The organism is Streptomyces sp. CB02923 (assembly GCF_001905005.1).
Classification (GTDB): Bacteria; Actinomycetota; Actinomycetes; order Streptomycetales; family Streptomycetaceae; genus Streptomyces.
In genome coordinates, this window is the sequence record NZ_LWKZ01000025.1 from 615294 (window position 1) to 630474 (window position 15181).

A 15181-nucleotide genomic window follows, 5' to 3' on the forward strand; every position below is an offset into this window, starting at 1 on the left:
GCTGTGCGGGGCTTGCGGGCCGCTCGGGGGCGTGTGGGGTCGTGCGGGGTCGTGCGGGGGCGTGCGGGGTCGTGCGGGGGCGTGCCGGGCTTTTCGGCGGGCGGGCCCCGTCGAATGATCACCGCTTGCGGGCCGCCACGAGCCCCCACCCCGGGCTGCCGTCGGCCCGGCGGGCCGCTCCCCGCACCGGTACGAGCTCCACCGCGAACCCGGCCGCCAGCAGATCGGCCCGCACGTCGCGCAGCGCGCACGTCCGGTAATACATGACGAACGGCGGACGCCACAGCGCATTCCGTACGCGCATCACCGCGTCGAAGCCGGCCAGCGTCCAGTACAGCGCGGAGCGGGGGTGCGGGGGCGCGGCGATGGGGAAGGCGAAGATCCCACCCGGCCGCAGCGCCCGGTGGACACCCCGGAACACCGCGGCGCGCTCACTGGGCAGGAAGTGGCCGAGAGCCCCGAAAGTGACGGCGAGGTCGAAGGCGCCGACGAAGGGCAGGGAGCGGGCGTCGGCGCGAACGTACTCCGGGACGGGCGCCCCGGCTGCCTCCCCGCCGCTCCGCTCCCCGCCGCTCCGCTCCCCGCTGCTCCGCTCCCCGCTGCTCCGCTCCCCGGCCAGGGCGAGCATTCCAGCGCTGAAATCCACCCCGACCACCGTCCGCCGGCACAGCGCCCGCAGCACGCCGATGCCCGCCCCCGTACCGCAGCAGACATCGAGCCCCGCCTCGAACGGGGCGGCGGCCGTACCGTCGGGCGATCCGAGGCCGCGCAGGGTCTCCGCGGTGGCGTCGAGGATCCGGTCGGGAGTGCGGAAAGGCGTGTGATCGAACTTCGGGGCCAGCAGGTCATAGCCCCGCTCGACGGAGGAGAGCGCCTGCACGGCCAGCTCACGGAGCGTGGGTCCCTCGGGGGTGAACACGGGGCCAGCGTACTGAGGTGGGGCGGGGTGGGTGGGGCGTATGGAGGTGCGGCGTGCTGAGGCGGGGGCGCGTAGCGGGGGCTCGGCGCCTCCGCTCATGAGGCGGGTGTGTTCGCCCCCTCCGAAGCCGCCCCCGGACCGCCGGGGCTGCCACCTGAGCCGGGGCCGTCGCCTGGGCCGGGGCCGCCGCTCGGCGCAGGCCCGTGCTTGGGCGCCTTCCCGTTCACCATCACGCCCGCGACCACCGCCGCCAGCAGCATGATCCCCGCACCCCACCCGATGGCCACCGTGAACCCGTGCACGACGCCGTCCTTCACCACCCCCTCCCGCACCGCAGGTGTGAGGTGCCCGCCCGCCTCCCTGGCGGCCGTGGCCAGATGACTCCCGAGATACGTCGCGGTCGCCGACGTGGCGATCGTGTTCAGCAGGGCCGTACCGATCGAACCGCCCACCTGCTGTGCCGTATTGACGGTCGCGGACGTCACCCCGGACTCCTCAGGCGCCACCCCCGATGTGGCCGTGGACATCACCGGCATGAAGATCAGGCCCATTCCGAGGCCGACCAGCAGCTCCGACGGCAGTACGTGCGACACGTAGGCGGGTTCGGCGGTCAGCGTCGTCAGCCAGAACAGTCCCGCCGCCGCGAACACCGCACCCGGCACCATCAGCACGCGCGGCGGTATGTGGTGCAGCAGCCGGGCGGATATCTGCGTCGACCCGATGATGATCGCCGCCGTGATCGGCAGAAACGCCATGCCTGTCTTCACCGGCGAGTACCCCAGCACCACCTGCAGGTAATACGTCATGAACAGGAACATCCCGAACATGGCGATGACCGCCAGCGCCATGGTCAGAAACGCACCCGCACGGTTGCGGTCCCGCACGATGTGCAGCGGCAGCAACGGAGAACGCGCCCGCCCCTGCCACCACGCGAAGACGACCAGCAACACGGCTCCGCCCACCAGCATCCCGATGACCAGCCCGTCACTCCACCCTCGCGGCTGCGCCTCACTGCACCCGTACACGATGGCGACCAGCCCGCCGCACCCCAACACCACACCCGGCACATCCAGCCGGGCCCCGCCGGCCCCTCGCCGGTCATGCAGGAACACCCAGGCTCCGCCGATCGCCACCACCGCGATCGGCACATTCACGTACAGACACCACCGCCAGTCCAGGTACTCCGTCAGCAGGCCACCCGCGATCAGCCCGATCGCCGACCCGCCACCCGCGATGGCGCCGTAGATCCCGAACGCCTTCCCTCGCTCCTTGCCGTCGGTGAACGTCGTCGTCAGCAACGCCAGTGCGGACGGCGCCAGCAGCGCCGCGAACACGCCCTGCAACGCCCGCGCCCCGAACAACAACCCCTGCCCGGTGGCCGCCCCACCCAGCGCGGATGCGATGGCGAACCCGACCAGCCCCGTGATGAACGCCCGCTTCCGCCCCACCAGGTCGGAAATCCGCCCACCCAGCAGCAACAACCCACCGAACGCGAGCGTGTACGCGGTGATGACCCACTGCCGGTTCGCGTCCGACATATGCAACTCCCGCTGCGCGGACGGCAACGCGATATTCACAATCGTCGCATCCAACACAACCATCAGTTGCGCCAACGCAATAACAACAAGCCCCCACCAACGCCGGGGATCAGGCTCTGAAGCGCTGTGGTCGGTATTGACGGAGGTGCTGCTAATCCGGTGCATGACGCCCTGCTTTCGCTGGCCGGCCATGTATGGTTTTTTCGCCCCGACGATCCACGGTAGAGCACCTGATGTCTTTCCGCTCCCCGAGGCGGTCGCGACGCGCTCAGCGTAGGCTTGCTGCTGGCGGGCGCTCGACGCCTGCTGCCCCGCCGCGCCGCTGATGGTCATCTCGGGTCGATGCTAGGCCGCGCGGGATCATGACTACATGTGCTAACGGCGGAGCAGTTGGTCGTAGATCTTAATGCTCGGGAATACTTGGATGCGCAATTCTCCGTCGACTTCCCCCATGCTGAAAGCGACGGTGATGCCAGTGCTTCCCTTGCTTGTGTCGATGCGCATCAGAGTGGCGTCTTCCCGGTATATGTCAATCAACTCTTCCTGCCCCTGGCGCAGGCGCAACCTGACTGATCTCTCCAGGCTGCTGTACGACAGCGTCAGGTCCTGTCCGGTCACCTCTAGGAAGTTAACCGACTGGACATCGTCGTCGGCCCTGCCTTCAGGGGTTACGCCAAACTCTTCTGCGAATCTGTTGGAGTCCGGGACTTCGAGGAAGGCGCTCATAGGTTCGTTTCCATCTTTGTCGTCGACTGTTTATCCATAGTAGCTGGCGCGGCCGCCGCCACTGAAGATCACGGTTGACAGTCGCAGGCTGCCGTCGTCCAGGATCTGCCAACTGCTTTCTGCGCTGCGGATGCCGTGTGGCCCGTAGATGACTGAGTGTGTCTTGCCGAAATTCCCCCACTGGTTGGTGAACGTCTCAGAGAATCCGTTGCGGGTGGCATTCTTCAGGTGATCGGTTACGAACTGACGCGAAGCAGGGGTGTCGTGGAACCCTATGCTACGAAGTTGCTCCGCATTCTGTTTGGCTCTGGGTGTGTTATGGGGATCCGGTTTCACATTCTTGTTGAATAGGTAGTCGAGTTTTCTAGGGTTGACATCCGCAGTGCAAGGTGAAAGCCCGAGTGGGTCACACCATGTGGCTGGATTTCCTACATAGCTGACTGGGTTGTCAGAGGGTTCCAACCCCAGTGGGTCGGCTGACAGGTACCGCCCGGTGCTCGAATCGTAATGACGCTGAACGTTGTAGTGAAGCTGTGTCTCCGGGTCGAAATACTGGCCTGGGAAGCGGAGTGGTGTGTAGGCCGTGGCGTTTCTGTTCCACGTTGTGGTGCCCCAGAGGGTGGGGTGGGATTGCCAGGCGATTTCGCCGGACTCGGAGATGAGTTCTGTGGGGGTTCCGACCAGGTCGGTGACGATGTTGAAGAAGCGTTCGTCTATTGCGTGTTGGGGGGTGGCGGTGGTGAGTTTGCGTTCGGATTGGGTTAGGGGGGTCAGGCCGTCGTGGGTCCAGGTGAGGGTTAGGGAGGTGGGGGTGGTGGGGGTGGTGGTGGATTGTTCGGTGAGGGTGGGGCCGTCCCAGGTGAAGTGGGTGGATTCGAGGGGGGTGGTGCCGTCGGGTGAGAGGCGGTGTTTGGCGGTGCGGCGGCCGAGCGGGTCGTAGGTGTAGTGCCAGAGGGCGCCGTCGGGGGTGACGACGGCGGTGAGGCGGTCTTCCGCGTTCCAGGTGTAGTGCCAGGTGTCCGGCTTGCGGGAGAGGCGGGTTTTCTGGCGGAGGGTGACGCGGCCGAGGGCGTCGTGTTCGTAGCGGATGGAGCCGGCGCGGTTGATGCGGGTGCCGGTGTAGGTGCGGGGGCCCTGGGCGGCGGTGCCGGCGTGTTCGGAGGGCCAGGTGGCGTGGGTCTGGTTGCCGGAGTCGTCGTAGGCGTAGGTCTCCGTCCAGTTGGCGGCGTTGACGGAGGTGACGCGGCCCGCGCGGTCGAGGTCGAAGGTGCGCCGGCCGCGGGTGGAGTCGTCGATGCCGGTGAGGTTGCCGTCTGGGCGGTAGGTATAGGTGCGGGAGAGGAGGGAGGAGGGGGAGAGAGGGGAGGAAGGAGAGGGGGAAGAGGGGGAGGAGGAAGAGGGGGAAGGAGAAGGGGAGTTGGGAGGGGTGGGGGTTAGGGATTGGGAGGTCAGGCGGCCAGTGGGGTCCCAGGACTGGGTGAGGGTGAGGGCGTCGGAGAGGTGGCGGGTGGTTTCGCGGCCGGCGGCGTCGTGGTCGAAGGCGAGCGGGTGGCCGGAGGCCGACAGGTGGGTGCGGTTGCCGGCGGCGTCGTAGGTGTAGGTGGCGGTGGCGCCGGTGGGTGTGGTGCGGGAGGTGCGGCGGCCGAGGGCGTCGTAGGTGAAGGAGAGCGTGCGGCCGTTGACGGTTTCGGTGGTGACGCGGCCCAGGGCGTCCCGGGTGTAGGTGATGGCCGCGTCGGGGTTGGCGGTGCGCAGGAGGCGGCCGGCGGTGTCGTACGCGTAGGTGGTGGTCAGCCCGGCGGCGTTCTTCTCGGCGAGGTCGCCGAGGGCGGTGTGGGTGTAGGTGGTGACCTGTCCGAGGGCGTCGGTGCGGCCGGCGAGTTGGCCGGACGCGTCGTGGGTGTAGGCGAGGACGCGGTCGTCGAAGTCGGTTTCGGAGGTCAGGCGGCCGGCTGCGTCGTACGCGTAGTTCCAGGTCAGGCCTTGGGGGTTGGTGACCTGGGTGAGGCGCAGCTCGGTGTCGTGGGTGAAGGTGTGGCGGGTGCCGTCCGGGTCGGTGCGGGCCGCGAGCAGGTCGAAGTGGGTGTATTCGAAGCTGGTGACCTGGCCGAGGGCGTCGGTGTGGGAGGTGCGATTGCCTTCGCCGTCGTACGACCAGTGTTCGGCGGCGCCGGTCGGGTCGATGCGGGTGGCGAGTTGCCCTTCGACGGTCCACACGAGGTGGGTGGTCTCGCCGAGGGGGTCGGTGACGGAGGTGATGCGGCCGAAAGCGTCCCGGCGGTAGTGGGTGCGGGCGCCGAGCGGGTCGGTGGTGGAGAGCGGCAGGCCCGCTTCGTCGCAGTAGAGGCGGGTGGTGTTGCCGAGGGCGTCGGTGACGGCGGAGAGGTGCCCGCGGGCGTCGTAGGCGTAGCGGGTGGTGGCGCCGGACGGGTCGGTGGTGGAGGTGCGGTTGCCGCCCAGGTCGTAGGTGTGGGTCCAGGTGGTGCCGTCCGGGCCGGTGGTGGTGAGCGGCAGGCCGCGGTCGTCGTACGTGGACGTGGTGCGGCTGCCGTCGGGGAGGGTGACCTGCGTGGGGCGGCCGTCGTCGTACGCGATGTGGGTGGACCGGCCCAGCGGGTCGGTCACGGACAGCACGCGGTGTTTCGCGTCGCGGACGGTGCGGGTCGTGGCGCCGGACGGGTCGGTGGTGGCGACGATCTGGTGGCGGTCGTTGACCAGGTGGCGGGTCACCTGGTCGTGGGAGTTGTGGTGGAGGTTGGTGCGTAGCCCGGTGTCGGGGTCGGGGTCGCCCCAGGTGAAGTGGGCGCGCAGGTGGCCTTCGGTGCCGCTCTGCCAGATGCAGCGGTGCCGGTCGTCGTAGACGTAGCTGTACGAGCTGTTGTTGGTGTCCGTCCACGACGTGATCCGGTCCGCGGCGTCGTAGGTGAAGCGCAGGGGCCGGCCGGTGGCGTGGGTGTGAGCGTGCGCGTGGGTGTGGCTGTGGGTGATCGTGGCGAGGTTGCCGGATTCGTCGTAGCCGTAGCGGCGGATGAGCTGGTCGCCGCCGCCGGGTGCCGCTCCTGCCAGGTGGAGGGCGGTGATGCGGCCCGCTTCGGTGGTGAACAGCAGGCGGTGGCCGGCGCTGTGGGTGATCGCGGTCGGCGTGCCGGTCTCGTCGTAGTCGAAGGTGTGGCGGTTTCCGCGGCGGTCGGAGATTTCGTCCAGGACCGCGATGTCGTCGGTGTACGTGGTGAAGTACCAGCGGGTGCCGCCGGCCGGGTCGGTGAGGAAGTAGTCGCCGTCCGGGGTGCGTTCCAGCGGGAGGCCCTCGCCCTCGACGGGGAGGGTGGGGACGCCGACGGCCGGGTGCGGGTAGGCGAGCAGGGTGCCTTCCTCGCCGATGAGGACGACACCTTCGGCGTCGATCTCCAGGCGCTGGTCGACGGTGCTCATCCACGTGGGCCCGAACCAGCGGCCGGTCCGGTAGGACGACTCGAACGTACGGGCAAAGGTGAGCGGGAAGCTGCCGGGCAGGGTGATGTCGGTCTGCGGCAGGACCATGCGGCCGGTGGCCATGTCGATCGGGTCGCTGCCGAACGTCTTGCACCAGGCGCGGCGGGCGCGGTCGCGCAGGGCGGACTTGCCGCCGTCCTTGACCGCGGAGCGCGCGGTGTCCTTGGCGAGGCCCTTCGCGCCGGCCTTGGCGGCGCCCTTGGCCAGGCCGCCCGCCCCCTTGCCGCCGACGAGGTTGACGATCATGGAGCCGGCCGCGTCCGCCGGGTCGCTCCCCCAGCCCGTGCCCAGCAGGGCCTTGGGCAGCCGCTCGGGGTGGGCCACGGTGGTGGTGAGGCCCATGAGGGTGGTGGAGAGGTTGGACATGTACTGGAAGGGGTGGGTGATGTTGTAGATGTCCAGCGGGTTGACCGTACGGACCAGCTTCACCGTTTCGGTACCGGCCCTGAGCGCGCCGCCTGCGAAGTGCAGCAGCTGGATGCCGCCGGACACCGCGCCGTCCGACACGTCGGAGAGCAGCTGCTCGGTGAACTTGGGCTCCCGCGGGGCGTGGGCCAGCGCCTGGGTGATGGCGTGCTGGGCGCGCTCCGCGGCCTCGTCACGCTGGTGGCGCGCGTTCTTGAGCAGTTCCTGGGCGGCCTTGCGCCCTTCGGCACCGGGGTCGGAGAAGGCGCCCGGCTTCTGGGGTTTCTGCCCCGGGTCCGCGTTCTTCTCCAGGGCGGCGTTGTACGCGTCCGCCTTGGCGTTGTACGTGTCGACCTGGGACTGGTAGGTGTCGACGGCCTTCTTGGTGACGTCCTGTGCGGCCTTGTACTTGTCGATGGCCGTCTGCGCCTTGCCCTGGGCCCAGGAGACCGTTTCCCCGTACGCGTGCAGGGCCTTGCCCGCCGCCTCGCAGGCGTCCGCCGCCTGCATCCACTGCTTCGGGTGGGCGTCGAACTCCTCGTGGAAGCTGTCCGCCGCCTTGCCCTCCCAGCCGCCCGAGTCCAGCTTGCGCAGGCCCTGCCCCACCCGTTCGAAGGCGGCGGAGAAGTCCTTCAGGTGCGAGGCCGACTCGTTGATCGCGGAGGCGTCGCCGTGGATCAGCGCCTTGGGGTCGTCGGACTCGCCGAGGTTGCGTTCGTCGACGTGGGCGCCGAGGCTGTCGGCGACGTCCTCGCCCGCGGAGCGGACCGAGTCGGCGACTCCTTCCGCGCCGACCGAGTCCAGCGCGTCGGCGGTCTTGTCGGTGACGAACTCGACGCCCTCGCCCACCTTCTCCTTGGCGCCGTCGATGAGGTCGCCGGCCTTGTCGGCCGCGGAGTCGAGGGCGTTTCCCAGCCCGCTGATGACGTCTCCCACGCCCATCAGCCCTCACCCCCGTCGCCCTGGCCGCCCTGGCCGCCCTGCGGGTTCGTGGGCTTGTCCTGGCCGATGCCCATGGCCTTCATGGCCAGATTGTGATCGGCGTCGCCCGCCCAGCCGGACGTGGACCACTCCTTCTTCGTCTGGTCCCATGACTGGAGCACTCTTTCGTGCGCCTCCGTCGAAGCCTGCGAGTTGAAGTCGTAGTCGGCGTCCCTGACCTGCGTGATCGGGTTGTCGGAGAGGACCTGGTCCCAGGACTTCTTCTTGAGGTCTTCCGCGGTCAGCGTCGGGTTGCCCAGCGCGGCATTCGCCGTGTTCTTGAGCTGGCTCGAAACGTACTGCTCCTGCTCGTGGTAAAGACCGGCCGACAGGTCGAGGCGGCGGGCGAAGGAATTCGCTTCGTGCACCAGGGCGCGCACACCCCAGGTCCAGCGCTCGCAGAACGACTCGAAAGACGATGCCAGTTCGGCATGTCCGGCTTCCATTCCGGACAACTGGATCTTCTCGAAGCCGTGGCCGAGTTGGGCCTGGCTGTCGAAGCCCAGCTCCTTCAGCTCCGAAATGGTGTCGTTGATGCCTTTGCTGACCTGCTGAAGTGCTTGCTGGTCGAGCTTGTAGCCACCGCCCGCGCTCATATCCGCTCACCGCCCGGACGGGTGGCGGCCGCGGGGTCGGGCGGTGCCTGGTCGCCGTCATCGGTCCGTACGGCTACGGAATCCGGGACGATGCCGGGCGCGGGCGGGAACAGCATGCCCTGCTCGCTGCCGGCGTCCAGGGCGACGCCTGCCGGGCCCTGGACGGCCGGTACGACGACGTCGAGCAGCCGGGCGCCGAGTGCGGAGACGTACTGCCATCGGGTCTCCGGAGCGCTTCCCCTGGTCAGGGCGAACCGGTTGAGCGCGTCCTCGTCCGTGAATGCGTAGAGCCAGCGTATTCCGCCCCATTCGGCGGTCATGAGTGCGTCGTCGGATACGGGCACCAGGACGCTGGTGCGCCGGAATTCCCCGATGAGTGCCGCCGGGTCGCCTTCATACGCGTACATATCGGCGATTTCTTCGGTCAATGGCATAGCGGTCTCCCCCACCCCCGTGTGGTCAACGTCGAACACTCTTACACATGGCACTGACAGTGGGCCTGAGGCCGGTGGGAAGAGGTCGGGTTGTTGGTGTGATGGAGAATTCAACTAATGCGTCGGGGGTGGGGGGTTCGGGGCGTACGGGGTGTGTGGGATGTGAGGGGTGTGGGGTGTGCGGGAAATGGCGGCGGCCGCGGCGGGCCGGGTGGCCCGGCCGCGGCCGGTGGGTGGAGCTGGGTGAAGCTGGGGGAGCGGGTGGGGTGCGGGCGGGGCCTCAGGCGGGGAGGATGCCGGCGGTGCGGGCTTCCTGGAGCCAGGCGGGGAACTCCACCATGAGCTGCTGGTAGAGGTCGGCGTCGGCGACGGCGCGGGGGTCGCGGCCGGCGTGGAAGAAGCCCGCGTTGTCGACGACGCGCTTCTCCGGTACGGCCAGGTCGTCCAGCTTGCGGAGGAAGTCGAAGCCCTTGGCGTCCGGGTCGCCGAACCCGACGAACTGCCAGAAGATGGGCAGCTTCGCGGCCTCGCACAGCGCCTTCTCGGCGGCCGGCTTGGAGGTGGGGGCGCCGTCGGTCTGGAAGATGACGAAGGCGGGGTCGGACGCGCCGGACTTCTCGTAGTGCTCGATCACGGCGTTGATGGCCCAGTGGTAGTTCGTACGGCCCATGTGGCCGAGACCCGCGTGCAGCTCCTCGACGCGGCCCGCGTAGTTGGCCAGGTCGAGCTCGGCGGTGCCGTCGACGTCGGTGGAGAAGAAGACGACCGGCACGGTGCCGTCGTCGTCGAGGTTGGCGGACAGGCCGAGGGCCTGTTCGGCCAGGTGCTGGACCGTACCGTCCTTGTAGTAGTTGCGCATCGAGCCGGAGCGGTCGAGGACGAGGTAGACCGCGGCGCGCTGGGTGGCCAGCCCCTGCTTCTCAAGGGAGACCCGCGCGGCCTTGTAGAGGCTGACGAGGCCGGGGGCCTGGGACTCGACCTTGGTGAGGGAGGGGGCGGCGGGGGCGGTGGGTTCCGTCTCCGCCTTGGGGGCCGGGTCGGGCGTGGGGGCGGGGGCCGGGTCGGCCTTGGGCTCCGCCTCGGCTTCGGGCTGAGTCTCGGCTTCGGGCTGAGTCTCGGCCTTGGGCTGAGTCTCGGCCTTCGGCTCCGTCTTGGCCTCAGGCTCCGTCTTGGCCTTGGCTACGGGAGTGGGCGCGGACTCGGGCTCGGGCGCGGCCTCGGCTGACGGCTCCGACTTCGCCGACGGCTCTGCTTTCGCCTCCGGCTGTGTCTCCGGCTTCGCTTCCGACTTCGCCTCCGCCTTAACCGTCTCCGCAGCGCGCGCCGGCTTGGGTGCGTCGAAAGCCTGAGTGACGAGATCGGAGGCCGAATCCTCAGAGGTCGCCCTCTCAGAGGTCGCCCCCTCAGAGTCCTCAGAAGCCGCCCCCTCGGAGCGCGAAGGGCCGACGGTCACGCGGGAGTCCTCGGACGAGGTGCCCTGGGCAGGGAGCGACGCGGCCGGTGCGTCGGCCGGTGCGTCGGCGGGCGCGGTGCGGGCGGTGGGAACGGTGGGGTCGGGGACGGCGGGGCTGCGGGGGGCGGCGGGCTCCGGGGTGGCCTCTTCGCGGGCCTCCGGGATCGTCGCCGTTTCCGGCGCCCGCGTGCCGCTCGCCGCCTCGTTCGATTCTTCGCGGGCCGCCTTGGAGCGACCGAAAGCGTTGCGCAGCAGACTCCGAATGCCCATCGGCGAACCTCTCTAGCGTGTGTGGGGTGCGGCGAATGTCCGAGAAGCGCGGACATGTCCCTGACCAGGCCGGACACGTAAGGGTAGCCGCCTGGGCCGGTCCCATCGTGGGACCCCGCGCGTCTCGCGGCACGCCCCGTTTGGGTGTTTTGCGACTTGGAATGGTGTGCGGGTGGTGTGCGGGTGGGGGGTGCGTGGGGCGTGCGCAGGGAGAGCGTATGTGCGGCGGCCGGGTGTGCGAAGAGGCGGGGGCGACCGAGGCCGGGCGGGTGCGGTGAGTCCGGGCGGGTGCGGATGTATGTGCGATGCGGGGTGGTGAGGAAGAAGTGGAGGTTGGGGAGAGCCGGCGTGCGGGGCCGGTCATGTGTACGTCTGCGCACGTCACATGGGGGGCGGTACGAGGCGGTCGCGACCGGGGCCCGGTGCGGCGCGGACCGCGGCGGAGACCCGGGCCGTGGCGGCCGTGGGCTGTGTGGTGACCCATCGGCCCGGCTGCCCGTTGACTCTGGCGGCGGTCCTGGAGGGCCGGGCCGCGGCGGTCCGGGCGCCCCGGACAACCCTCGTACGGGTGACAGGAGATGTGGGCGCATGGGGCTGACCAGCCAGTCGCTCGAATTCGCGATGGTCACGCTGGCCGTGGCCTGTGTGGCGCTCACGGTGTGGCTGTGGCCGCGGCTGTCCCTGTGCGGTGTGCTCCCCGTACTGGGCAGGCTCGCGTCCATCCTCGTCACGCAGGTGGCGATCCTGTGTTCGCTCGCGCTGGCCGTGAACTCCAGCTTCGAGTTCTACAGCAGTTGGGACGAGCTGCTGGGCAGGACCGAGAAGGCGCCGGTGGCGGTGAACGAGGGCGGCAAGGCGCGGTACGCCGACGCCGGCAGCCTCCGGGGCGGACTGGTGCAGCCCGCGGGAGCGCAGGGCCTGGACCGGGTGACCGGCCTGCCGCAGGGCGCGCCCGGTGAGGTCGGCAAGGTGGAGTCCGTACGGATCGTCGGACGCCGCACCCGTGTCATCAACCCGGCCTTCGTCTATCTGCCGCCGCAGTACTTCCAGCGCCAGTACCGCCGCCAGCGGTTCCCCGTCTCCGTCGTCATCAGCGGTTATCCGGGCGGCATCATGAATCTCGCGCAGCACCTGCAGATTCCGCAGACCGCGGGCAGGCTGATCGGGGACGGCCGGATGCAGCCGACGGTCCTGGTGATGGTCCGGCCGACGATCGCGCCGCCGCGGGACACCGAGTGTGTGGACGTGCCGGGCGGGCCGCGGGCCGAGACGTTCTTCGTGCACGATCTGCCGGAGGCGGTCAAGGCGGCCTACCGGGTCGGCCACGACCCCAGCGCGTGGGGCGCGTTCGGGTACTCGTCCGGCGGTACGTGTTCGCTGCAACTGGTCCTGCGCAACCCCGGCGTCTACACCTCCGCGGTCTCGCTCTCCGGGGACTACGCCGTCAAGGACGACCTGACGACGGGGAACCTGTTCGGCAGCGGTGCGGCCGCCGGGCGGCGGGAACGTGAGCACGATCTGCTGTGGCGTCTGAGGAACCGGCCCGTGCCGCAGGTCTCGGCACTGGTGTCCAGCAGCCGTCTGGGCGAGCCGAACTACCGCGACACCCTGCGGTTCATCGAGGCTGCGCGGCCCCCGATGACCGTGGACTCCATCATCCTGCCGCGCGGCAGCCACCAGTTCTCGACGTGGCGGCGGGAGGTGGCGCCGGCGCTGGAGTGGCAGAGCCGTCAGCTGACGTTCCCGCAGGACGTGGAGTCCGCGCACACGCCCCCCAAGCGGCCGGGAGCGGGCTCGGCGCCGTCACCGTCACCGCCCCCGTCACCGGCCGACGGCCCCTCGGCCACCGGCTGAGCCGATCGGTACGTCCCCCAGCCTCGGCCACCGGCTGATCCGACCCGTACACCCCCCGCCTCGCCTCACCCATCCGCCCCACCCCACAGGACACCCACCCCCCACCACGGTGGACTTCTACAGTGACCGCGACCGCCGCCCCTCCGGACGACTGCCTGGCCCGCAACGACTGGATCTGCGGCGACTACCTCGCCACCCGCCGCCACGTCCTCCTCGACGCGGTCCTCCAGCACCTGCACCTCACCGTCGTCTCCGTGCTGCTCGGCCTGGTGATCGCGCTGCCGCTGGCGCTGATCGCGCGCCGGTGGCACTGGACGGTGGGGCCGGTGCTGGGCATCACCACCGTGCTCTACACCGTCCCGTCGCTGGCGATGTTCTCGCTGCTGCTGCCGCTGTACGGGCTGTCGTCCACCCTCGTCATCGTGGGGCTGGCGCTGTACTCCCTCACCCTCCTCGTACGGAACATCCTGGCGGGCCTGTCGGGCGTACCGGAGGAGGCGAAGGAGGCGGCCCGCGGTATGGGGTACGGGCCGCTGCGGCAGCTGCTGGCCGTCGAACTGCCGCTGGCGGTGCCCGCCGCGATGGCCGGGCTGCGTATCGCCACCGTCTCCGCCGTCGCGCTGACGACGATCGGTGCCATCGTCGGCAACGGCGGCCTGGGCAATCTCATCTACGCGGGGATGAACTCGTTCTTCAAGGCGCAGGTGCTGACGGCGTCCGTGCTGTGCGTGGTCATCGCCGTCGCCTTCGACCTGCTGCTGCTCGGCCTGGAACGGCTGCTGACGCCGTGGCGGCGCGCATGAGGACGCTCGGGAACGTCTGGACCTGGCTCACCACGGGCGCGCACTGGGCCGGTGAGAACGGCATCTGGCACCGCCTCGCGGAGCATCTGCTGCTGACCGTCGGCTGTCTGCTGGCCGCCTGCCTGATCGCGCTGCCCGTCGCCGTCACGCTCGGGCACCTCGGCCGGGGCGGGGCCCTGGCCGTCAATCTCGCCAACGTCGGGCGGGCCGTGCCCACCTTCGCGGTGCTGGTGCTGCTCCTGCTCACGCCGCTCGGGCGGCACGGGGACTGGCCGACGTTCATCGCGCTGGTGCTGTTCGCGCTGCCGCCGCTGCTGACCAACGCGTACGTCGGGATGCGGGCGGTGGACCGGGACGTGGTGGAGGCGGCCCGCGGGATGGGAATGTCCGGCGGACAGCTGGTGTGGCGGGTGGAGGTGCCGCTGGCGTTGCCGCTGGTGCTGACCGGGGTACGGATCGCCGCGGTGCAGCTGGTCGCCACGGCGACGCTGGCCGCGCTGGTCGGCGGGGGCGGGCTCGGCCGGATCATCACCGCGGGGTTCAACCTGGCGAGTACTCCGCAGGTGGTGGCGGGGGCGGTGATCGTGGCGGTGTTCGCGCTCCTGATGGAGGCACTGTTCGAGGTCGCCCAGCGGCTGGGCCCGGTCTGGGCGCGGGGGAGGACGCGGTGAACGGGCGGCCTGGTGGCCCGGTCCGGGCCGTACTCCGCCGTACGGGCCGGAAACTCGCGGGGCTCGCGGGGCTCGCAGGGCTGGCGGCCCTGGTGACGCCGGCCGTGCTCTCCGGCTGTGCCACCGGCCCGTCGCTGGAGAACCGCGGCCAGGTCACCGCCGCGCCCGGCGACAGCCGGCACCTCTCGATCGGCTCGGCCGGTTTCACCGAGAGCGAGCTGCTGGCCCGGATGTACGCGGTGCTGCTCGGCAAGGCCGGGTACGAGACCGACATCCTCACCGTCGGCAACCGGGAGCTGTACGAACCGTCCCTGGAGAGCGGCCAGATCGACGTCGTACCCGAGTACGCGGCGACCTTCGCCGACTGGCTGAACGCCAAGACCAACGGAGCCGACGCCGACCCGGTCGCCTCGCCGGACCTCGGCACGACGATGAAGGCGCTTCGCGGCCTGGCCACGCCCCGCGGGCTGACCGTGCTGCCGCCGGGCCGGGCCGTCGACCAGAACGCGTTCGCCGTGACCGCCTCGTACGCGAAGCAGCACCGGCTGAAGACCCTGAGCGACCTGGGCCGCGCCGGGCTGCCGGTACGGCTGGCGGCGGGTGACGAGTGCGTGCAGCGGCCGTTCTGCGCGCCCGGCCTGAAGCGTACGTACGGGATCGACATCACGGCCGTCGACCCGAAGGGCGTGGGCACCACGCCCGCCAAGCAGGCGGTGCAGAACGGGCAGGACCAGATGGTGCTCACGACCAGCACGGACGCGACGGTGGACCAGTTCGGGCTGGTCTTCCTGGAGGACGACAAGAAGCTCCAGAACGCGGACTACGTCGTCCCGGTGGTCAACCGGGCCCGTGCGGGCAGCGCGCGGGTCGCCGCGGCCCTCGGCAAGCTCAACTCCGTCCTGACGACGCAGGACCTGGCGGAGCTGAACCAGCGGGTGGACAGCTGGCGGCGGCTCCCGGAGGACGTGGCGCGGGACTATCTGCGGAAGAAGGGGCTGCTGTAGCCGGGCCGTTGCGGCCGTCCCGCCACCCGTGGGGG

11 protein-coding genes are annotated in these 15181 nt (G+C 70.1%); 4 read left to right on the plus strand and 7 right to left on the minus strand.

Going from position 1 to position 15181, the window contains the following annotated elements; all coding sequences use genetic code 11:
• Positions 1-118: 118 nt before the first annotated feature.
• The 7 genes from A6A06_RS30940 to A6A06_RS30970 form a co-directional block, all read right to left on the minus strand.
• Positions 119-919 carry a class I SAM-dependent methyltransferase gene (locus tag A6A06_RS30940; RefSeq protein ID WP_073765596.1) on the minus strand — a complete coding sequence of 267 codons (801 nt, stop codon included), beginning with the start codon at positions 917-919 and terminating at the stop codon, positions 119-121.
• 95 nt (positions 920-1014) lie between these two features.
• On the minus strand, positions 1015-2622 hold the full coding sequence (locus A6A06_RS30945) for an MFS transporter (protein WP_079194482.1): 1608 nt from the start codon (positions 2620-2622) through the stop codon (positions 1015-1017).
• Between the two features lie 210 nt (positions 2623-2832).
• Positions 2833-3183: a hypothetical protein gene (locus A6A06_RS30950; protein WP_073765598.1), complete on the minus strand. Its 351-nt coding sequence runs from the start codon at positions 3181-3183 to the stop codon at positions 2833-2835.
• 30 nt (positions 3184-3213) lie between these two features.
• The gene (locus tag A6A06_RS43610) at positions 3214-8022 is read right to left on the minus strand and encodes a putative T7SS-secreted protein (RefSeq protein WP_073765600.1); all 4809 of its coding nucleotides are present in this window, start codon (positions 8020-8022) and stop codon (positions 3214-3216) included.
• Entirely contained in the window at positions 8022-8657 is a 636-nt protein-coding gene (locus A6A06_RS30960) for a hypothetical protein (protein ID WP_073765602.1), read from the minus strand. Before A6A06_RS30960 ends, A6A06_RS43610 begins: the two co-directional genes overlap by 1 nt.
• On the minus strand, positions 8654-9091 hold the full coding sequence (locus tag A6A06_RS30965) for an SseB family protein (protein WP_073765604.1): 438 nt from the start codon (positions 9089-9091) through the stop codon (positions 8654-8656). The genes A6A06_RS30960 and A6A06_RS30965 overlap by 4 nt, the downstream gene beginning before the upstream one ends.
• Before the next feature lie 280 nt (positions 9092-9371).
• Positions 9372-10814 carry a vWA domain-containing protein gene (locus A6A06_RS30970; protein WP_073765606.1) on the minus strand — a complete coding sequence of 481 codons (1443 nt, stop codon included), beginning with the start codon at positions 10812-10814 and terminating at the stop codon, positions 9372-9374.
• A 588-nt stretch (positions 10815-11402) separates the two neighbouring features.
• Between A6A06_RS30970 and A6A06_RS30975 the strand changes: the two genes are divergently transcribed.
• From A6A06_RS30975 to A6A06_RS30990, 4 genes are all read left to right on the plus strand, one after another.
• On the plus strand, positions 11403-12668 hold the full coding sequence (locus tag A6A06_RS30975; RefSeq protein WP_073765608.1) for an alpha/beta hydrolase: 1266 nt from the start codon (positions 11403-11405) through the stop codon (positions 12666-12668).
• Positions 12669-12790: 122 nt separating this feature from the next.
• The gene (locus A6A06_RS30980; RefSeq protein WP_073765610.1) at positions 12791-13471 is read left to right on the plus strand and encodes an ABC transporter permease; all 681 of its coding nucleotides are present in this window, start codon (positions 12791-12793) and stop codon (positions 13469-13471) included.
• On the plus strand, positions 13468-14142 hold the full coding sequence (locus A6A06_RS30985) for an ABC transporter permease (protein ID WP_073766031.1): 675 nt from the start codon (positions 13468-13470) through the stop codon (positions 14140-14142). The genes A6A06_RS30980 and A6A06_RS30985 overlap by 4 nt, the downstream gene beginning before the upstream one ends.
• Before the next feature lie 80 nt (positions 14143-14222).
• Positions 14223-15146 carry an ABC transporter substrate-binding protein gene (locus A6A06_RS30990; RefSeq protein WP_073766033.1) on the plus strand — a complete coding sequence of 308 codons (924 nt, stop codon included), beginning with the start codon at positions 14223-14225 and terminating at the stop codon, positions 15144-15146.
• The last annotated feature ends 35 nt before the right edge of the window (positions 15147-15181 follow it).